Source organism: Streptomyces sp. MCA2, assembly GCF_023544705.1.
GTDB lineage: Bacteria > Actinomycetota > Actinomycetes > Streptomycetales > Streptomycetaceae > Streptomyces > Streptomyces decoyicus.
The window spans coordinates 171,890-191,932 of sequence record NZ_JAMJFM010000003.1 but is presented as its reverse complement, the minus strand read 5'-3'; the positions used below and the strand labels follow the sequence as shown (position 1 = coordinate 191,932).

Annotated in this window: 17 protein-coding genes and 1 pseudogene; 10 read left to right on the top strand and 8 right to left on the bottom strand. The window is 73.5% G+C overall.

Features of this window, described 5'->3' with window-relative positions; translation table 11 throughout:
* Window positions 1-11: 11 nt before the first annotated feature.
* Window positions 12-509: a hypothetical protein gene (locus tag M8I34_RS04045; RefSeq protein ID WP_030992119.1), complete on the bottom strand. Its 498-nt coding sequence runs from the start codon at window positions 507-509 to the stop codon at window positions 12-14.
* Between the two features lie 140 nt (window positions 510-649).
* The gene (locus M8I34_RS04040; RefSeq protein ID WP_250047909.1) at window positions 650-1,474 is read right to left on the bottom strand and encodes a dihydrofolate reductase family protein; all 825 of its coding nucleotides are present in this window, start codon (window positions 1,472-1,474) and stop codon (window positions 650-652) included.
* Window positions 1,475-1,541: 67 nt separating this feature from the next.
* Here M8I34_RS04040 and zapE point away from each other — a divergent pair, with 67 nt between their 5' ends.
* Window positions 1,542-2,663, top strand: coding sequence for a cell division protein ZapE (gene zapE, locus M8I34_RS04035; protein ID WP_250047908.1), 1,122 nt, complete (start codon window positions 1,542-1,544; stop codon window positions 2,661-2,663).
* Between the two features lie 108 nt (window positions 2,664-2,771).
* Window positions 2,772-4,166, top strand: a complete 1,395-nt coding sequence (locus M8I34_RS04030) for an alkaline phosphatase PhoX (protein WP_250047907.1) — start codon at window positions 2,772-2,774, stop codon at window positions 4,164-4,166.
* A 336-nt stretch (window positions 4,167-4,502) separates the two neighbouring features.
* Here the strand turns inward: M8I34_RS04030 and M8I34_RS04025 are convergent, their stop codons facing one another.
* Window positions 4,503-5,171, bottom strand: coding sequence for an ABC transporter (locus M8I34_RS04025; RefSeq protein ID WP_250047906.1), 669 nt, complete (start codon window positions 5,169-5,171; stop codon window positions 4,503-4,505).
* Window positions 5,168-6,094 (bottom strand): ATP-binding cassette domain-containing protein, encoded by a 927-nt coding sequence (locus tag M8I34_RS04020; RefSeq protein WP_250047905.1) that lies wholly within the window; start codon window positions 6,092-6,094, stop codon window positions 5,168-5,170. The genes M8I34_RS04025 and M8I34_RS04020 overlap by 4 nt, the downstream gene beginning before the upstream one ends.
* 267 nt (window positions 6,095-6,361) lie before the next feature.
* On the opposite strand from M8I34_RS04020, the gene M8I34_RS04015 reads away from it, so the two are divergent.
* The gene (locus M8I34_RS04015) at window positions 6,362-7,105 is read left to right on the top strand and encodes a peptidyl-tRNA hydrolase (RefSeq protein ID WP_250047904.1); all 744 of its coding nucleotides are present in this window, start codon (window positions 6,362-6,364) and stop codon (window positions 7,103-7,105) included.
* Window positions 7,106-7,207: 102 nt separating this feature from the next.
* Here the strand turns inward: M8I34_RS04015 and M8I34_RS04010 are convergent, their stop codons facing one another.
* Window positions 7,208-7,573 carry a darcynin family protein gene (locus tag M8I34_RS04010; protein ID WP_250047903.1) on the bottom strand — a complete coding sequence of 122 codons (366 nt, stop codon included), beginning with the start codon at window positions 7,571-7,573 and terminating at the stop codon, window positions 7,208-7,210.
* Window positions 7,574-7,648: 75 nt separating this feature from the next.
* On the bottom strand, window positions 7,649-8,542 hold the full coding sequence (locus M8I34_RS04005) for an NAD(P)H-binding protein (RefSeq protein ID WP_250047902.1): 894 nt from the start codon (window positions 8,540-8,542) through the stop codon (window positions 7,649-7,651).
* A 106-nt stretch (window positions 8,543-8,648) separates the two neighbouring features.
* Between M8I34_RS04005 and M8I34_RS04000 the strand changes: the two genes are divergently transcribed.
* The 5 genes and pseudogenes from M8I34_RS04000 (at window position 8,649) to M8I34_RS03980 (ending at window position 14,820) form a co-directional block, all read left to right on the top strand.
* Window positions 8,649-9,611, top strand: a complete 963-nt coding sequence (locus M8I34_RS04000; protein WP_250047901.1) for a LysR family transcriptional regulator — start codon at window positions 8,649-8,651, stop codon at window positions 9,609-9,611.
* Between the two features lie 220 nt (window positions 9,612-9,831).
* Window positions 9,832-11,209, top strand: a pseudogene (locus M8I34_RS03995) (DUF692 domain-containing protein).
* Between the two features lie 5 nt (window positions 11,210-11,214).
* The gene (locus M8I34_RS03990) at window positions 11,215-12,183 is read left to right on the top strand and encodes a TIGR04222 domain-containing membrane protein (RefSeq protein WP_250047900.1); all 969 of its coding nucleotides are present in this window, start codon (window positions 11,215-11,217) and stop codon (window positions 12,181-12,183) included.
* A 75-nt stretch (window positions 12,184-12,258) separates the two neighbouring features.
* Window positions 12,259-13,047, top strand: a complete 789-nt coding sequence (locus M8I34_RS03985; protein ID WP_250047899.1) for a TIGR04222 domain-containing membrane protein — start codon at window positions 12,259-12,261, stop codon at window positions 13,045-13,047.
* A gap of 84 nt (window positions 13,048-13,131) precedes the next feature.
* A complete protein-coding gene (locus M8I34_RS03980; RefSeq protein WP_250047898.1) occupies window positions 13,132-14,820 on the top strand; it encodes an alpha/beta hydrolase in 1,689 nt (562 codons plus the stop codon).
* Window positions 14,821-14,914: 94 nt separating this feature from the next.
* On the opposite strand, the gene hemQ is transcribed toward M8I34_RS03980, so the two are convergent.
* On the bottom strand, window positions 14,915-15,667 hold the full coding sequence (gene hemQ, locus M8I34_RS03975) for a hydrogen peroxide-dependent heme synthase (RefSeq protein WP_030992513.1): 753 nt from the start codon (window positions 15,665-15,667) through the stop codon (window positions 14,915-14,917).
* Window positions 15,668-15,678: 11 nt separating this feature from the next.
* Window positions 15,679-17,142 carry a protoporphyrinogen oxidase gene (gene hemG, locus M8I34_RS03970; protein WP_250047897.1) on the bottom strand — a complete coding sequence of 488 codons (1,464 nt, stop codon included), beginning with the start codon at window positions 17,140-17,142 and terminating at the stop codon, window positions 15,679-15,681.
* A 193-nt stretch (window positions 17,143-17,335) separates the two neighbouring features.
* On the opposite strand from hemG, the gene M8I34_RS03965 reads away from it, so the two are divergent.
* Together M8I34_RS03965 and M8I34_RS03960 are read left to right on the top strand one after the other, a co-directional pair.
* A complete protein-coding gene (locus M8I34_RS03965; protein WP_250047896.1) occupies window positions 17,336-18,532 on the top strand; it encodes a thiolase family protein in 1,197 nt (398 codons plus the stop codon).
* Between the two features lie 65 nt (window positions 18,533-18,597).
* Window positions 18,598-19,980: an FAD-dependent oxidoreductase gene (locus M8I34_RS03960; protein ID WP_250047895.1), complete on the top strand. Its 1,383-nt coding sequence runs from the start codon at window positions 18,598-18,600 to the stop codon at window positions 19,978-19,980.
* Window positions 19,981-20,043 lie beyond the last annotated feature (63 nt).

Genomic DNA, 20,043 nt, shown 5'->3' with positions numbered 1-20,043 from the left:
CGGTGGTCCGGTCAGCCCCCGCCGGTCCCCTGGGGCTGGTCGTCCGCCGCGTGCGAGAAGAGCTTGAGGACCGGGACGCCGACCTTGTGGCGGGCGCGGGAGGCCCAGTCGCGGTGGAAGAACTCCTCCACGAAGTGCGGGGTGGTCAGCACGATCACCTCGTCCGCGCCGGTCTGGTCGACGACGGACCGCAGCAGGTCCAGCGGATGGTCCTCGACCACCTGTCCGACGGCCTCCGCGCCGGTGTCGCGCAGCGCCTGGAGGGTGTGGGCGAGGGCCAGCTCGGCGGGGGCCTCGGCCCGGGCGCCGCCCGGTTCCTCGCCCTCCCGTACGGCGTCGTCGAACTCACCGAGGGCGACATCGTCGATGGCCCGTAGCAGAACATCCTGCTTACCGCGAGGCTGCATGAGCACGACGAACGAGATCCGGTCATCGCCGTGCAGCGTGGTCACAAACTCCACATCGGCCGGCGTCAGTGGCTTCTCGATCATCAATACGCTCGTGAACACGACGGACGCCCTTCTTCTCTTCCGGGGCGCCGCATGGCACGGAGCCCGACAGACACCATCCTGCCCCGTCGCCGTGCGGGACCTGTTGGCTTTTAGTGTGCCCAACGGAAGCTAAGCGGAACAGATAATTCCGCCGATTGTCAGGACCGACGGTAGCGGGTGAACAGGAACCCGGCCTCCTCCAATACCGAGGCCAGGGCGAACCGCTCCGGTACCGGCACCGCGGGACCGTTCATGATCCTCGGCGCGTCGCCCACCGCGACCACCGGCGCCAGCGACAGACACAGCTCGTCCAGCGCACCGGCCGCCGCGAACTGCCCCAGCAGCATCGGCCCGCCCTCCGTCAGCAGCCGGGTGTGCCCCCGTCCGGCCAGCAACCCGGCCACCCGGGCCGGATCGACGCCCTGCCCCTCCCCGGCGAACAGCACCTCCACGCCCGCGGCACGGGCCTCGGCCACCCGGTCGGCCGGCGCGCCCGCGCCGGTCAGCACCAGGGTGGGGACCAGCGGCTCGGTGAACAGCGGCAGGGTGAAGTCCAGCCCGAGGCCGGCGGTCACCACGGCGATGGCGGGGGCCGGGCCCTGCCCTGCGGCGGCCCGGCGGGCGGCGAACGCCTCCCGGGCCCGGGCGGGCCGGTAACCCTCCTGCCGTACGGTCTCCGCGCCGACCACCACCGCGTCCGCGAGCCCGCGCAGCACCCCGAAGATCCGCATGTCGGCATCGCTGGAGAGCGGCTGCGAGCGGCCCTCGTGATGGGCCGCGCCGTCCACGGAGGACACCATGTTCGCCCGCAGCCAGCCGGTGCGCCCCGAGCGCACCGGATCGTCCGCCGCCGGGTACGCATAGGCGTCGGCCAGCTCGTCGAGCGTCCACTCGCGGTCCGTGGGGTCGAGCGCCCCCACCACGGTGTTCTCGGCGTCAGGGGCCGGTACGGAGGGGGCGGAGAGAGGGAACAGGCGTCGCATGGCGGCAGTGTGACATGCCTCGCTCACGGGACCGGCGGCCACCGCACACGAGATAGGCTGGACGGCTGTGTCGCCTTCCCAGTCCTCTTCCCCGCAGCCCGACCCCATAGCCGGACCGCCGGCCGACGGGGACGATGCGGCGCCCGCCGCGCTCACCGCCCGCGCCCCGCACGTCCCGGCCGACCGTCTGGTGGCCGAGATGGTGCCGCCGCCGCGCTTCCAGGGCGCCCGCTTCGACACCTACATCCCGGACCCGAAGCAGCCCAGCCAGTCCGAGGCCGTCCAGGTCCTCAGCGACTTCGCGGAGAGCATCGACGCCGGACGGGCCGGCTCGGGCAAGCGACGCTGGTTCGCCAAGAAGCCGGCCGCCCCGAAGGGCCCGCGCGGTGTCTATCTGGACGGCGGCTACGGCGTCGGCAAGACCCATCTGCTCGCCTCCCTGTGGCACGCCACCCCCGCCCCGGCAGAGCAGAAGGCCTTCGGCACCTTCGTCGAGCTGACGAACCTCGTGGGCGCGCTCGGCTTCCAGCAGACCGTACGCACCCTCGGCGAGCACAAGCTGCTGTGCATCGACGAGTTCGAACTGGACGACCCCGGCGACACCGTCCTGGTCTCCACCCTGCTCGGCAAGCTGGTGGATGCCGGTGTGGCGCTGGCCGCCACCTCCAACACGCTGCCCGGCAAGCTCGGCGAGGGCCGCTTCGCCGCCGCCGACTTCCTGCGCGAGATCCAGGGCCTGAGCGCCCAGTTCCGTCCACTGCGGATCGACGGTGAGGACTACCGCCACCGCGGTCTGCCCGACGCGCCCGCCCCGTATGACGACGAGACCGTCACCCGCACGGCGTACCGCACGCCCGGCGCCTCGCTCGACGACTTCCCCTCCCTGCTGGAGCATCTGTCCAAGGTGCACCCCAGCCGCTACGGCGCGATGTGCGACGGCATCGAGGCGGTCTGCCTCACCGACGTCCAGGCGGTGCCCGACCAGTCCACGGCGCTGCGCCTGGTCGTCCTCGCGGACCGGCTCTACGACCGTGAGGTGCCGGTGCTGACCTCCGGCAAGGCCTTCGACGAGCTGTTCAGCGAGGAGATGCTGCGCGGCGGCTACCGCAAGAAGTACTTCCGGGCGATCTCCCGGCTGACGGCGCTGGCACGCGACGCGGGCCCCCTGGTGGCCGGCAACTCCCGGTAGACGGGGCGCCTGGCGGAAACACCGGGGGCGCAGCCTGGTTCCCGGCGGCCCGGCCGCATGGTACACACGAGCGGGTCACTTCACCTGTCCGCCAACAGGGAGTTGCCCATGTCCGCGACACGACGTCAGATCCTGGCAAGAACCGGTGCGCTCGGGGCGGGAATCGCCTTCTCCGGAAGCCTCACGGAGCTCTTCACGGGGACCGCGACCGCCCAGAGCATGGGGCAGCGCGGCTACGGCCCGCTGGTCCCCGACCCCGACGGCCTGCTCGACCTCCCCCGGGGCTTCCGCTACCGGGTCCTCTCCCGGGAAGGCGACCCGCTGCGCTCAGGGGAGGGCAAGGTACCCAGCAACTGCGACGGCATGGCTGCTTTTCCGGGTTCTCCGGGTTCCCCCGGCTCCTCCGGCCACCACGGCGGCACCCGCCTCGTCCGCAACCACGAGAACCGTACGGGCTCCCGCCAAGCCGTCCCCCGGGTCCGCGACCTGACGTACGACCCCGGTGGTGAAGGCGGCTGCACGGCCCTGGAACTCGGCCCGGACAACACGGTGCGCTCCGAGCGGGTCGCCATCGCCGGCACCTCCACCAACTGCGCGGGCGGCCCCACCCCCTGGAACACCTGGCTGACCTGCGAGGAGACCGAGCTCCGGGCCGGCGAGGAGAACTACACCAAGGACCATGGGTTCATCTTCGAGGTCGATCCCTACGACCCGCGGCGCACCGGCGCGGTCCCGCTGACCGCGATGGGCCGCTTCCAGCACGAGGCGATCGCCGTGGACCCCGGCACCGGCACCGTCTACGAGACCGAGGACGCCTTCGACAAGCCCTTCGGCCTGTTCTACCGCTTCCTGCCCAACAAGCCGAGGGGCGGCCGCGGTTCGCTGCGGGCGGGCGGCCGCCTCCAGGCGCTGCGCGTCCCCGGCGTGCCCGACCTGTCCACCATCCAGCGGCCCGGCACCACCTTCGACCACGTCACCTGGGTGGATGTGCCCGATCCGCTCGCCCGTGAGACCCCGATCCGCTTCCAGGACTTCGGCCCCGGCGGCATCACCCACGCCCAGAAGCTGGAGGGCTGCTACTGGGGCGGCTCCTGCGTCTACTTCGTCTCCAGCTTCGCGCACCGCAAAGACGGCTCGGCGGCCGACCACTACGGGCAGGTGTGGAAGTACGACCCGAAGAAGCGGCGGCTGACCCAGGTCGTCGTCTTCGGCCCGGACAGCGACCTCCAACTGCCCGGCGAATCCCCCGACAACATCACCCTCGCGCCCAGCGGAGGCCTGATGGTGTGCGAGGACGGCGAGGGCGCCCAGCACGTCTTCGGCCTCACCCGGCGCGGCGCGGTCTATGCGATGGCGCGCGGCCGGCAGAACATCGGCACCCCGGAGAAGCCGGAGTGGGGCGAGTTCGCGGGCGTGACGTTCTCGCCCGACCACCGGACGATGTACGTCAATTGCTATACGCCGGGAACGACGTTCGCGGTGACCGGCCCCTGGCACCACTGACGCAGCAGGGGCGGGGCACTGGCTGACGCAGCGGGCACTGGCTGACGCAGCGGGCACTGGCTGACGCAGCAGGGGCCGGGCACTGGCTGACACAGCAGGGGCGGGGCGCCGGTCAGCCGGAGCAGGCGGACCGCCGTACGCCGCTCTCCCCCCCCACCCCCGAACCCACCCCCGCCCCCTCCCCCGAAGGGGGAGAGGGGGAGGGGGCGGGGGAGAAATCCGGAGGGCGTCTCGGCCGCGCCGGCTCAGCTCCGGCGACCCACCCTGACCGTTCGCCCGACGTCTCGGCGCCGTCCGCCCACCCGACACCTCAGCCCCATCTACCCGCCCAACCCCTCAGCTCCGGCGGGAACTCAGGGCGCAGGCGGCGGCGGTGGCGGCGGCCGCGATCAGGGCGGTGACGGCGAGCGGCAGCCAGGGGGTGCTGACGGTCCCGTGGAGGGACCCGGTGACCAGTCCCGATACGGCGGCGTTGGCGGGCGAGGCGCCCAGCACCGACAGCAGCAGGGCGGCGATCAGGCCCGCCGGGATGCTCCAGCCGGTGCTGCGCAGCACCGGCCAGTTGCTCAGGGCGCCGATGGCGGTGCCCATCAGCAGACACACCAGCGCGGCGAGCAGCCCGGAGAAGGCCGCGGGCAGGACCGGAACGGCCACGTTGTGGTTGTTGGAGTGCGGGTCCGCCAGCGACAGGACCACTGCCGTACCGATGAGTGCGAGCAGCAGCCCGGTGGCGGCCGCGGTCAGCACACAGGCGAGGTGCACCCGGCCGGGCCCGGCGGCGGCCGCGGTGCAATTGCGGGCGGCCGGCGGCTCGTTGGTGACACAGACCCGGGTCAGCCATACGGCGGCCGGCAGCAGGCCGCCGGCGGCGTAGCCGAACGTGCCGAGGATCGGGTCGCCGCTCCGGATGCCGATGGTCAGCCAGACGGCGTAGAGGATGACCGGCGGCAGCCAGCGGTAGGAGCCGATGAGCAGTGCCGTCTGATAGCGGAGGAGAGCGATCACGGGAGCGGGGCCTCATCGGGTGCGGGGGCATCGTCGGTGACAGGGGCGGTGCCGGGGGCGCCGTGCGGCCGTGGGGCGGCGGTGACCGCGCGGATGTGCCAGGGCGGATGGGCGGTGAGCAGGGCGCGCAGCAGGGCGTCGGAGTGCGCGGCCGGAACCGTCAGCCGGGTCGTCCCGTCCGGTCCGGGCGCGATCTCCGGTCCGCCGGGCAGCTGCGGCGCTCCGGCGGCCGGCAGGCTGCGCGGTGCGCCCTCGGCCTCGATGACCACGCAGGGACCGGCCACGGCCGTCGCATCCGCCGCCGTCCCGCTCTCCTCGTGGGCCACCACCCGCCCGTCCGTGACCCGGTAGCGGGCGTCGGCCGCGCCCGCCAGCCGCTGCGGGTCGTGGTCGACGAACACGACGGTGCCGCCGTCCGCGACCCGCTCGGCGACCACGCGGTCGAGCACGTCACGCGCGCCGCGGTCCAGACCGGTCCAGGCCTCGTCCAGGACCAGGAGTTCGGGCTCGGCGAGCAACGCCTGGGCGACCGCGACCTTCTGGCTCGTCCCCTTGGACAGCTCGGCCATCCGGGTGGGCGCATGGCCGGCCGCCCCGAAGCGTTCGAGCCACTCGGTGGCGCGACGGGCCGCTTCGGGGCCGCGCAGGCCGTGGATGCGGCCGAGGTGGGTGAGGTAGCCGGCGGCGGTGAAGGGCAGCGCGGCCGGGAACCGTTCGGGCACATAGGCGCCGCGCGGGCGGCCGGTGATACGTCCGGTGCTGGGCCGGTCGATCCCTGCCAGCAGCCGCAGCAAGGTGGACTTCCCGCTGCCGTTGGTCCCTTCGACCCGCAGCAGCGCGCCTTCGGGCACGTCGAGCTGCACGTCCCGCAGCACCCAGGGGCCACGCACTCCGTAGCGGCGCCCCACCCCGTCCAGCCTCATGCGTTCCGGCACCTCCGCTGCCTCCGGGCGGCCCCGTCCGCTCCGCCGTCCCCGACGGTAGCCGGACCGGCGGCCCGGCGCCCGCCAGGGGGCGCGTTCCGCCCCGTCTTACGTGGGGCAACCCAGGCCCGGGCAGGCGGAGTTGGCCATCCCTCTCACCGGGAGGCCGCCGGGAGCCGGGGCGGCGGGGCGGGAGGGCAGGAGGGCGGGAGCCGGGTCGGGGCCGGGGCCGGGGCCGCTGTCAGTGGCGGCTGGCAGACTGAGCGGGTGACCAGTACCGAGACCGCCGGACAGCCCGGCAACGACTCCGACAGCCCTGTGCGCCACGAAGAAACCGACCGGGACGCGGCACCGCAATTCGTGCTGCCGCTCGTCGCGCGGATCGAGCGGGCCGAGCCCCCGGCGCGTACGGACGCGCTGGAGACGGCGGCGCGGGCGGTGCTGGTGCTGCTGTCGGACGAGCGGTCGGCCGGGGACGGCGAGTGGGCCGCGGCGGTGCGGGACTGGCAGGACGCCCGGATCCGGAAGGTGGTGCGGCGGGCGCGCGGCGCGGAGTGGCGGCGGGCCGAGGCGCTGCCGGGCATCACCGTCACCGGCCACCGCGCCGAGGTGCGGGTCTTCCCGCCGGTGCCGCTGGACGGCTGGCCGAAGGACCTGGCGCGGCTACAGGTCTCGGGCACGGAACTGGACGATCCAGAGCCGCTCGGTGCGCCCGCCGCGGAGGCACCGGTGCTGTGGCTCAACCCCGGGCTGGAGATGTCGGCGGGCAAGGAGATGGCGCAGGTCGGGCATGGTGCGCAGCTGGCCTGGTGGGAGCTGTCCGAGGAGGAGCGGGCGGCCTGGCGCGCGGCCGGGTTCCCGCTGTCCGTACGGGCCGCCGGGCGCGCGCAGTGGGAGGAGCTGACCCGCAGCGGTCTGCCCGTGGTGCGCGATGCCGGGTTCACGGAGATCGCGCCCGGGATGACGGTGGTGGCCGAAGGGGCGGACCGCCTCAGGTCCCTCCCGCGCTGACGACAGCCCCAGGCGGGCCGCTCCCGCGTCGAGCACGCCCTGCGCCGTTGCCCTCCGGCCCTTGGAGCCGGCGGACAACGGCAGCGCGGGTCGGGCGGTGTATCAGGTGCTGAGGGTGGCCACGGGGTCGAGGCCGTAGGTGCGGGCGTAGCCGTTCTCAGCGCCGACGAGGAGGTCGACGACCTCGAAGTAGCGGTCCCAGAACGGGGTTTCGCGCAGCGCGTCGATGAGGAGCTGGTAGGCGTCGTGGTCGTCGGCCTCCCAGACCCAGACGTCGGTGACGCGGGTGGAGTAGAACTCCGTGTCGTAGAAGCGTGACCGGACACCGGTGGTCTTGGCCTTGATGGCGGGGATCACCTGGGTGGTGAAAGCGTTCACCCGTTCCTGTGGGGTCATGGCCAGCCACTCGGGCTGGGTCTTGATGAGCATGAACGCGGTGACCGGCGGGGCGGTTGCCTCAGCGGGCATGACGGGTGCCTCCGAAGTGGTGGATCGTTCTGGTGCGGCGGGCGTCTTGTGTTCCGGTGACGGGATGGCGCGTCTTCAGGAGAGGACGGCGGGCTTGAGGGTCTCGGCGCACCACCGTTCGAAGGTGGTGCGGGAGGCGGTGTCCGGGGTGCGGGTGACGCCCGCGTCGAGGCCCTCGTCCTTGGCCCGCTTCATGTCGGCGATGCCCTGGACGAACGCCTCGTTGAGGCCGTAGCCGACGAGGGTGGTGTACAGCTCGTCGAGCGGCTGGCGTTCGTAGCGGACGGGGCGGCCGAGCTGCTCGGTCATGATGCGGGCCAGGTCGTTGGGGGACAGGTCCTGCGGCCCGAGGACCGGGACGCTGTCGCTGCCGGTCCACGAGCGCTCCAGCAGCAGGCCGGCGGCGACGGCCGCGATGTCGGCCACGGCGACGAGGGGAGCCTTGCGGTCGGCGTCGACGGCGTCGGTGAAGACGCCCTTCTCGCGGATCGAGTCGGCCTCCTCCAGGAGGTTCTCGAAGAAGGACGGGTTGGCCAGGGCCCGGTAGGCGACGCCGGTGTCGGCGAGGAGGCCGTCCATGGCGAGGGAAGCGGTGACGAGTCCCGCGCGGTCGGCGAGCGGGGTGCCGCGGCCGAGCGCGGAGACGCCGACGACGTGGCCGACGCCCTGCGCGGCGAGGGCCTTCGCGGCGGGGCGGGTGAAGCCGCAGTAGGCGTCCTGCGGGGCCAGGGAGGCGTCCGGGGGAACGAGCCAGAACACGGCGTCCGCGCCCTCGAAGGCCCGGTCGACGACCCCGGCGTCGCCGTGCGAGCCGGTGATCACCTCGACGCGTTCGCGCACCGCGTCGGGAAGGCGGGCGGGGTCGCGCACGATCACGCGCAATTCCTCGTCGTGGGCGGGGGCGGACTCCAGGAGCAGGGGCAGCAGGTGGCGGCCGATGTTCCCGGTGGGAGCAGTGATGACGATCATGAAAACCTCAGGGTTCGTGCCGGATCGGTACGTCCCTCATCCTGTGGAGGCCGCGGTGTTGCCACAATGGGAACTTCAGCACGGGATACTTGCCTGAAATGGAATAATGCACTTGAGCAGCAGTCCGGACCCTGTCATCGACGCCCAACTCGCCGTCGCGCTGGACGCCCTGCTGGCCGAGCAGAGCGTCACCCGCGCCGCCGCCCGCCTGCACACGTCCCCCGCCGCCATGAGCCGCACGCTCGCCCGCCTCCGGCGCATCCTCCAGGACCCCCTCCTGGTCCGGGCCGGCCAGACCATGGTCCCAACGCCCCGCGCCCAGGCCCTGCGCGAGGAGGCCGCCGCGGTGGTGCGCCGTCTCGGAGCGCTGCTCGCTCCCGGCGCCGGCGTCGACCCCGCAGCCCTGCGCAGCACCTTCACCCTCCAGACCGCCGACCTGATCGGCGCGGCACTCGCCCCCGGGCTGCTGCGGCTGGCCCGGCAGGAGGCGCCGGGGGTGTCGTTGCGGTTCCGGGCCGAGGAGCTGGAAGCCGGACCGGCCCTGCGCGAGGGCCGGATCGACCTGGAGATCGGATCCATCGACCACGTCGACCCCGAGACCCAGGTCGAAGAGCTGGTCACCCTCCGGATGGCGGCGGCCGTCCGGCCCGGCAACCCCCTCGCCGAAGGGCCCCTGACCCCGGACCGGCTCGCTGCCGCCGAACACGTCGTGGTGAGCCGCCGCGGCCGCTTCACCGGCCCCCTGGACACGGCCCTGGCCGAGCGCAACCTCCAGCGGCAGGTCGCTGTCGTCCTCCCGAGCCATCTGGCCGCGCTGACCCTCGCCGCCCGCAGCGATGCCGTCTGCCTCATCCCCACCGCACTCCCCGGCGCCGCCCCCTCCCCCCTCACCGACCCCGCCACCACCCTCGGCCTGCGCCTCCTCGACATCCCCCTGCCCCTGCCGCCGCTGACGGTCGGCATGGCATGGCACCCCCGCCACGCAGCCGACGGAGGCCACCACTGGCTCCGCGACGCCGTGCGCCGGACTCTTCACGCACCGGCGGGCCCGGCCGTGGAGGGCAGCTGAGGTGCCCGCCGGGCGCCGGGCCCCGGCCGGATCGGGCCACCGCGGCGAGGGCCTTCCCGAGCGGGCTCCGCGCGCCCGCGCACCCGCCGGGCCGAGCCGCCGAGCGGCCCCGCGACGTCGCGCAGGAAGCTCAAATCAACCTCTGAACTCGTCCGCTCCAGGGTTCGGTGCGTCGTGCCGGGGCGATGAGTACCCACACCACGGAGCGAGAGGGGGAGCCATGGAGCGCCTTGGTACGGGGATCGGCTGGCGGCCGGAAATCGCCGCGGAAATCGCGGAGCTGCCCGGGGTGGACTGGGTCGAGGTGGTGGCGGAGAACCTCTGCGCCGACCATCTGCCGCACGCCCTGGAGGAACTGCGCGAGCGCGGCACGACCGTCATCCCGCACGGAGTCTCGCTCGGCCTCGGCGGCGCCGAACGCCCGGACTCCGGCCGGCTGGCCGCTCTCGCCGAGCGCGCCGAGCTGCTGGGCGCCCCACTGGTCACCGAGCACATCGCCTTCGTCCGGGCCGGCGGTCCGCTCACCGCCTCCCCGCGCATGGAGGCCGGGCATCTGCTGCCTGTTCCGCGCACCCGTGACGCGCTGGACGTGCTGTGCGCGAACGTACGCATCGCCCAGGACGCGCTGCCGGTGCCGCTGGCGCTGGAGAACATCGCCGCCCTCATCAACTGGCCGGGCGAGGAGCTGACCGAGGGGCAGTTCCTGACCGAACTCGTCGAGCGGACCGGGGTGCGGCTGCTCATCGATGTCGCCAACCTCCACACGAACCACATCAACCGGGGCGAGGACCCGGCCGTCGCCCTGGACGAGCTGCCGATCGAGGCCCTGGCGTACGTCCATGTCGCGGGCGGTGTGGAGCGGGACGGGGTGTGGCACGACAGCCATGCCCACCCGGTGACCCGTCCGGTGCTGGACGTCCTCGCGGAGCTGTGTGCCCGGACCACCCCGCCCGGTGTGCTGCTGGAGCGGGACGAGGACTTCCCCGAGGGCGGGGAGCTGGCCGGTGAACTCGATGCGATACGCACCGTGCTGAAGGAGGCCCGCCATGTCCGAGCGGTCTGAAGCGGCGCCGGAGACCACACTGGACGCCCGCGCCCGGCGGCACACGGTCCCTGTCCCCGACCCGGCGTCCGGCACGGTGACGGGCAGCGGCGCAGGCGGCGAGACGGCCGAGGGCACCGAGGCCGCCCGGCAGCGGCTGGCGCTGGCGCAGACCGCGCTGCTGTCCGCGCTGGTCGCCGGGACACCGGCCCCCGAGGGCTTCGACCGCACGCGGCTGCGGGTGCAGAGCCGGGCGCTGACCGCCAAGCGGGCCGCGGTCGTCGCCAAGGTCGCGCCCGAGCTGCCCGAGATCCTCGGCGACGGCTACCGGGCCGCGTTCCTCGGCTATGCGCGGCACCGGCCCATGAGCGGCGGCTACCGCCAGGACGCCCTGGACTTCGCGGCGCATCTGCTGGCCCAGGGGCGCCCCGAGGACCCGGCCGCGCGGCAGGAGTTGACGCGCTGGTGGCGGGATCGCGCGGGCCCCAGGCCGCCGTCCGCACGGCCCGTGGCCCGTATGGCCCGTGCCATCCGGCTCGCCCTGCACCGGAGGTGAGCGCGATGTCCTTCGTCCCATGGGTGTATCTGGGGGTCGGTGCCTCCTCGCTGGTGCTCCTCTTCGGCGCGGCCCGGGTGCGTCTGCGGACGCCGTCCGTCCGCCGCAAGGACGCCCTGGCACACGAGGTGTGGGAGACGGCGTTCCTCGCCGGCGGGCCCGGTCGGGTGGTGGACGCCGCGATCGCCGGAATGCACGAGGACGGCCGGCTGGCGGTGGGCGGCCCGGGAGTGGTGACCGTACGGCAGGCCGTCGCCCACGACGCGGTCGAGGCAGCCGTACTGGAAGCCATCGCCCGGACGCCGGGCGGCGGTCTGGCCGCGCTGCGCGCCACGGCGATGCGCAGCCCGGCGGTCCAGGCGGTCGGTGACCGGCTGGCGGCCCGCGGTCTGCTGCGGAGTCCGGAGCTCGGCCGGGGGTGGCGCCGGCTGGCGAGCACCCACCGGACGGCCTGTGTGGTGCTCTTCTTCGTCGCGCTGCTGCTGTCCTTCGTCGGTGACGCCCCGTCCGGGCCGCCGCCGGCCCTGGGGACGATCCCCGCGGTGATCGGTGGTCTCTTCGTGGGGGCACTGTGCCGGAAGGTGTTCACCCGCCGGATCACCAAGGCGGGATCGTTCGCCCTGCGCTCCGCGAAGGCGGCCCGCTCCGCCGGCGGCGGCGTGGGCGGGGCCTGGCAGCCGGCCGCGCTGGTGGTGGCGCTCGGCGGTACGGCGCTGATCGCGGACGAACTGCTGCGGCAGCAGTTCGACGAGGCGCAGCGGGCCACGGCCGCCGCACCGGGCGGCGGTTCCCCGTCCGGTGACGGCGGGGGCGGCTCCGGGGGCGACGGCGGTTCCTGGTGCGGCTCCTCCGACGGCGGTTCCGGGTCCGGCTGCGGCAGCAGCGGTGCGTCCTGCGGCAGCGGCTCGTCGTGCGGGGGCGGTTCGAGCTGCGGTGGCGGTTCGAGCTGTGGGGGCGGCGGCTGCGGCGGCTGAGGGCCGGCACCCGTGGCGCCCGTATCGTGAGAAATTTTGTGGCGGTTTTTGTACTGATCCCGTAGAACCACGGCCATGTGGCTCCTTTTCTTTCTCATCGCCTCGACTGCGGCGGTGCTGTCCTGTGCGCTCCTGTGCCGTGCCGCGGTCGCCGCCGCGCGCACCACCCGCCCGGCCCCGGAGGCGGCAGCCGGGGCCGTCCCGGATCCGGCCGACGGGGGCCACCGCCCCGGGCTGACCCTCTACGAGATGGCCTACCTCTCCGGCGGCCCGCACCGGCTCGCCGATCTGGTCCTGGTGCTGATGGCCCAGCAACGACGGCTGCTGCTCGCCGACACCGGCTGGGCGACCGTCGTCGACCCGGTCGGCAAGGACGCCGTCGAGCGCGCCACGCTGAGCGCCATCGGGCCCGAAGGGCAGCGCCGCATACCGGCGATACGGGACACCCTGGCCGGCGACGACGCGGTGCGGGAGGTGGCCGACCGGCTGGTGACCGACGGGCTGGCACTGCCCGTCGCGGCCCGCCCGGGCATCGCCACCGCCGTCCGCCTGGTACAGGGCGCCGCTCTCCTGGTGCCGCTGTCCGCCGCCGCCTCCTACGGGACGGCGCCGTCCGGTGCGGACCACGGGCCGCTGCTGGCCTGGTTCGCGCTCCCGCTGATCGTCACCCTCGGCACCTGGGCCGTGGCCCGCTTCGAGCTCCACCCGTACAGCGACTGGGCCACCCATGCGGGCGAACGGCAACTGCCCAGCACTTCCGACTCCCCCGCCGCTCCTGCCTCACTCACCTCATTCGCCCTCCGGGGCCCTGTAGCCCTCACCGACCCCACGTTGCGCGCCGCGCTCCACTCTTCCGGGGCATAGCCTCCGACACCGGTGCCAGGTGCTTTACATCGACAATCGCCGCCCCAACTATCCCTTTTGTATGCACACACGAAGGGACGGCCAGTGAGAGCACTTGCGTTGTACGGCACCATCGGGTCGCTGTTGGTGACCGCCCTCGCCACTGCCCCGGCAGGCGGCGCCACGGGGGCCACCGCAGCGCCACCCGCACCCGTTGCGCACCGCATCGGCTTCGGCCGCTGCGCACCGGTGGAGCATCTGCCGTCGACCGTCGAGTGCGGCAGACTCACCGTTCCCCTCGACTATGCGCGCCCCGACGGCAAGAAGATCCACCTGACCGTCAGCCGGGTCCGGGCCACCGCGCGCGGCGAACGGCAGGGTTCCCTGGTCTTCAACCCCGGCGGCCCCGGCGCCTCCAGCATGGAGTTCCCGCTCTACGGCGGGCTCCCCAAGTGGAACAAGCTGGCCCGTGCCTACGACTTCGTGGGCTATGCGCCACGCGGTGTGGGCCGCTCGGCGCCGCTGTCATGCCAGGACGCCAACGAGTTCGCCAAGGCACCCACCGACAGCCGGACCCACCCCGACGCGGCCTTCAAGCGCCGGAAGGTGGCCGAGGCCAGGGCGTACGCCCGCGGCTGCGTCCGCCGGGCCGGTGCGGACCTGCCCTACTACAACTCCGTCAACAACGCCCGCGATCTGGACATGCTGCGGGCCGCGCTCGGCGAGAAGAAGCTGAATTTCATGGGCGCCTCGTACGGAACGTACTTCGCCGCGGTCTATGCGACGCTCTTCCCCGGCCACGTCCGGCGGATGCTCTTCGACAGTGTCGTCAATCCCGCGCCCCGGCAGATCTGGTACCGCAACAACCTCGACCAGGACGTCTCCTTCCAGCGCCGCTGGAGCGACTTCCTGCGCTGGACCGCCCGGCACCACAGCAACTACCGCCTCGGCACGACCGTGCACGCCGTGCAGCACGCCTACGACTCGGCCGCGAACAAGCTGCGCCACCATCCGCTCAACGGGAAGATCGGCGCCGGCCAGCTCCAGTCGGCGTTCCTCAAGACCGGTTACAACGACGCCTTCTGGCCGATGCGCGCCGCGGCGCTCTCGGGGTATCTGCACGGCGACCCCAAGCCGCTGATCGCCCAGGCCATGCCGAGCTCCGGCGGTGCCAAGGCCGAGGAGAACAGCAACGCCGTCTACACCGCCGTGGAGTGCAATGACGCGCGCTGGCCGCACGACTGGCGGACCTGGGACCGGGACAACACGCAGATCGCCCGGATCGCGCCGTTCGAGACCTGGGACAACGCCTGGATGAACCTGCCGTGCGCCTTCTGGCCCGACCGGACGCAGACGGCCTCGGCCGAGCTCGACGCCGCGGTGCACCGGGCGGACGGCCACGCCGGCGGAGCGGACCTGGCCGAGGTCGCCGGCCGTGCGGCCTCGACCGAGTTCGACGAGGCGCTCCACGGGCCGCACGGTCCGCTCAACATCCGCACGGAGCCCGGCGCGCTGCCGCCGGTGCTGCTGCTGGCGGCCGAGCGGGACGCGGCAACGCCGTACCGGGGCGCACTGGAGTTGCAGCGGCGGCTGCCCGGCTCCTCGCTGGTGACCGAGAACAGGTCGGGCACCCACGGCATCGCGTTCGGTGACAACGCCTGCGTGAACAAGTACGCCGAGGCGTATCTGCTGCGCGGGAAGATCCCGGCGCACCGGGTGTACTGCGGGCCGCGGGCGGAGCCGGTGCCGGGCCAGCAGGCGACCCGGGCGCAGCACGCGCTGCCGGGGAAGTAACCGGGACCGCATACGCCACGGGCCGCCCTCTCGGGGGCGGCCCGTGGTGCTGTGTGCGGCGGGGTGCGCCCGGCCGGGCGCACCGCCCGTCCGGTTACGCCAGACCCGCGACCAGCTCGGAGAGCGGCTTGCGGCGCCCGGTGTAGAACGGGATCTCCTCGCGGACGTGCATCCGCGCCTCGGAGCCGCGCAGATGACGCATCAGGTCGACGATGCGGTAGAGCTCATCGGCCTCGAAGGCCAGCACCCACTCGTAGTCGCCGAGCGAGAACGACGGCACGGTGTTGGCGCGCACGTCCGGGAAGCCACGGGCCATCTTGCCGTGGTCGGCCAGCATGCGGCGGCGGTCCTCGTCGGGGAGGAGGTACCACTCGTAGGAGCGCACGAAGGGGTAGACGCTCACATAGGCGCGCGGCTGCTCGTCGGCCAGGAAGGCCGGGATGTGCGACTTGTTGAACTCGGCGGGGCGGTGCAGCGCCATGTTCGACCACACCGGCTCCAGCGCACGGCCCAGACGGGTACGGCGGAAGAGGTTGTACGCCTCCTGGAGAGCGTCCGAGCTCTCCGAGTGCCACCAGATCATCACGTCGGCGTCGGCGCGCAGGCCGGACACGTCATAGGTGCCGCGGACCACCACGTCCTTGGCCGCGAGCTGCGCGAACAGCTCCTCGACCTCCTCGGCGTAGCCGCCGCGGTCGTCCGGGAGGACGTCGCGCAGCTTGAACACCGACCAGAGGGTGTAGCGGATGATCTCGTTGAGGTCCTTGGCCTTCTTGCCGGCGTGCGGAACCTTCTCGGGCGCCGCGGGTGCCTGCGGTGCGGAAGCGGGAGTGGAAGCGTCTGTCATGCCGTCCATTCTCACTCGGCGGGGACGGAGTCCGGGCGCAGGGTGGCGAGGATGTCGTCGGCGGCCGTGCGGGCCGAGGCGATACAGGCCGGGATGCCGACGCCCGTATAGAGCGCACCGCACACCCGCAGGCCCGGAAGCTGCGCCACGGCGTCCTGGATCCGGCCCACCCGCTCCAGGTGGCCGACCGGGTACTGGGGCAGCCCGCCGTCCCAGCGGGTGACCCGGGAGGCGACCGGCGCGGCGGTCAGCCCGACCGCCTCCCGCAGGTCCGCCCGGGAGAAACCGACCAGTTCGGAGTCCTCGCGCGCCAGGTCCGCCTCGTCGCCGTGGCGGCCGATGGAGGTGCGCAGCACGAAGAGGTCCGGGTCGAAGCCGCCGGTCCAGCCCCACTTGTTGCTCGAGAAGGTGGACGCCTTGATCTTGCGGCCGTCCACGGGCGGTACGAGGAAGCCGCTGCCGGTCAGCCGCTCCTCGACGTCCGCGCGGCGGAAGGCCATGGTCACCAGCGCCATGGAGGCGTACTCGACGGAATTCAGCTCGGCCGCGGCCGGCCCGCAGACGGGGGCGAGGAGGCGGGCCGTGGCGTGCGCGGGGGTGGCGAGGACGACGGCGTCCGCGGTGAGCACGGCACCGTCGAGGTCGAGCTGCCAGCCCTGGGAGGACCGCCGCACCGCGGTGACCGGGGTGCCCGTACGGATCTCGCCGCCCTTGGCCCGTACGGCATCGGCCACCGCGCCCGGCAGCGTCCCGATGCCGCCCTCGATGCCCATGAAGACGGGGCCGGTCGCGGCGGCCCCGGTCTGGTGGACGGCAGCGGCGGACCGCGCCTGAATGCCCCGTACGCCGTCGAGCAGCGAACGGTTCGCGCGTGCGGCCTCGAACAGCGGGGGAACGGCGGCGCGCATCGAGATCCGGTAGGCGTCGCCCGCGTACACCCCGCCGAGGAGGGGCTCCACGAGCCGGTCGACGACCTCGCGGCCCAGGCGTTCGGCGACGTAGGCGCCGACGGCGACGTCCTCGCCGACCTCGGTGCGCGGCAGCCGGGTGTCCTCGTCGATACGGGCGAGGCCCTCCGGGGAGATGACACCGGAGGCGGCGAGCGGACCGAGGTCTCCGGGGACGCCCATGACATGGCCCTTGGGCATCGGGCGCAGCGCGCCGCGCGTCCACAGGGACGCCGTCGCCGTGGTGGGCGGCCGGAGCCGGTCGCCGATCCCGACGGCGCGCGCGAGTTCCACCGCCTCCGGCCGCCGGGCCAGCATCGATTCGGCACCCAGATCGACCGGTACGCCCTCGATCTCGCCCGCGTACAGCTTGCCGCCCAGCCGGTCCGCCGCCTCCAGGACGGTCACCCGGGCGCCGCCTTCGAGCAGTCGGTGCGCCGCCGCCAGCCCGGAGATGCCTCCACCGATGACGACCACATGACCGGTGCTGCCGGGCCCGTGGCCCGTACGGGTGTGCGCTGCGCTCATGCCCCCACTCTCTCAGAGCAGGCCGGCCGGACCGGGACCGGATCACGCTCCGCGCCACGTCCGCGGCGGCCGGGCAAGGTGACCGGGAGCCCCGTTGACAGCGGGCAGCGGCGGGCAAAGACTCATGGTCGGCGGGTGGCGATCTTCGTACCGCCCGCCGACCGTCGAACCGGGACAGCGAGGACAGGGCCTGATGACCGACCCACGCGTACGGGATGTGTACATCGTCGACGCCGTACGGACCCCCGTCGGCAAGTACGGCGGCGCGCTGGCCGCGATCCGGCCGGACGATCTCGCGGCCCATGTGGTCAAGGCCCTGGTGGACCGCACCCCGGACCTCGATCCGGCGCGGATCGACGACGTCTGTTTCGGAGACGCGAACGGCGCGGGCGAGGACAACCGGAATGTGGCGCGGATGGCGGTACTCCTCGCCGGGCTGCCGGTGACCGTGCCCGGCGTGACCGTGAACCGGCTGTGCGGGTCCGGTCTGGAGGCGGTCATCCAGGCGGCCCGCGCCGTTGCGCACGGCGATGCGCATATCGCGGTGGCGGGCGGTGTGGAGTCGATGAGCCGGGCGCCCTATGTGCTGCGCAAGCCCGAACGCGCCTTCCCCGCGGGCCATCAGGAGATGTTCTCCTCGACGCTGGGCTGGCGCATGGTCAATCCACGGATGGCCCCGGAGTGGACCGTCGCGCTGGGCGAGGGCGCCGAGCTGATCGCCGACCAGCACGGCATCACCCGCGAGCAGCAGGACGTCTTCGCGCTGGCCAGCCACCAGAAGGCGGTCCGCGCCTGGCAGGAGGGCGCCTACGACGCGGAGGTCGTGCCGCTGCCGGAGGTGGAGCTCGTGCGGGACGAGACGATCCGGGAGGCGTCCTCCCTGGAGTCGCTGTCCAAGCTGAAGCCGGTGTTCCGTACGGCGGGCGGCACGGTCACCGCCGGGAACTCCTCACCGCTCAACGACGGTGCGGCCGCGCTGCTGCTGGTCGACGAGGAGGGGCTGCGGGCCACGGGACGCGAACCGCTGGCCCGTATCCGCGCGAGTGCGGTGACCGGCGTCGAGCCGCAGCTGTTCGGTCTGGGGCCGGTGGAGGCGGTGCGGCGCGCGCTGGAGCGGTCCGGGCGGGGCTTCGACGAGGTGGCGACGTTCGAGCTCAACGAGGCGTTCGCGGCCCAGGCGTTGGGCTGCATCGGGCAGTGGCCCGAGCTGGACCCGGCCGTGGTGAATCCGCGCGGCGGCGCCATCGCCATCGGCCACCCACTGGGGGCCTCCGGAGCCCGTCTCGCGGGGTCGGTGGCCCACCAGCTCGCCGCCCTGGGCTCGGGCACGGGGCTCGCCGCGCTGTGCATCGGCGTGGGGCAGGGACTGGCGCTGGTCCTGGAGCGCTGAGGCCCCTGAAGCCATACCGTGCGGAGCGGCACGGCGGAGCATGCACACGACGAAGGAGCCACGGCATGGCGGCGGAGCAGTTGGTGATCGTCGGGGGCGATGCGACGGGGATGGCTGCCGCCTCGCAGGCCCGCCGCCTGAGGAAGCCCGACGAGCTGGCGATCACCGCGTTCGAGCGCAGCCACTTCGCCTCGTACTCCGCCTGCGGTATCCCCTACTGGGTGGGCGGCGAGGTCGACGGCCCGGACGCGCTGATCGCCCGGACGCCGAAGGAGCACCGCGCCCGGGACATCGATCTGCGGATGCGCCACGAGATCACCGAACTCGACCTGGAACGCGGCCGGGTGCGCACCCGGGAGCTGGACAACGGCGGCCGGGAGTCATGGACCGGCTTCGACAAGCTGGTGCTGGCGACCGGCGCCCGCCCCCGCCGCCCCGGCCTGCCGGGCATCGACGCGCCCGGTGTGCACGGCGTGCAGACCCTCGACGACGGCCGGGCGCTGCTGGACTCCCTGGACGCCGCACCGGGCAGGCGCGCGGTCGTCGTGGGTGCCGGCTACATCGGTGTGGAGATGGCCGAGGCGCTGATCCGCCGCGACTACGAGGTCACCGTCCTGGAGCAGAGCGCCCAGCCCATGTCCACCCTGGACCCGGACATGGGCGCGCTCGTCCATGAGGCGATGTGCGCGATGGGCATCGAGACGGTGCGCGGGGCGACCGTGACCGGCGTGCTGACCGACGGGGACGGCAGGGCCCGCGCGGTCACCACCGAGGATGCCGAGTACCCGGCGGACGTGGTCGTGCTGGGCCTGGGGGTACGCCCCGAGACCACGCTCGCCGCCGCGGCCGGGCTGCCGCTCGGCGAGTCCGGCGGGCTGCTCACCGACCTCGGGATGCGGGTCCGCGGCCAGGAGCACATCTGGGCGGGCGGCGACTGTGTCGAGGTCCTCGACCTGGTCTCCGGGCAGCTGCGCCATATCGCGCTGGGCACCCATGCCAACAAGCACGGGCAGGTCATCGGCGCCAATGTGGGCGGCGGCTATGCGACCTTCCCCGGTGTGGTCGGCACGGCCGTCAGCAAGGTCTGTGATCTGGAGATCGCCCGGACGGGGCTGCTGGAACAGCAGGCGCACGCCGTCGGTCTGCGCTTCGTGACGGTGACCGTCGAGGCCACCAACCGCGCCGGCTACTACCCCGGCGCCCGCCCGATGCACGTCAAGATGCTCGCCGAGCGCCGTACGGGCCGGCTGCTGGGTGTGCAGATCGTCGGCCGTGAGGGCGCGGGCAAGCGGGTGGACGTCGCGGCCGTCGCGCTGACGGCCGGAATGACCGTGGAGCAGATGACCGCCCTGGACCTCGGCTATGCCCCGCCGTTCTCGCCGGTCTGGGACCCCGTCCTGGTAGCGGCCCGCAAGGCCACGGCCGCCGTACGGGACGCCGGGGCCTGACGGCCCGGCACCGCAGGCCCTTTTTCGTCTTCCCGTCCCGGTTCGGCCGTGACCCTCCGGCTC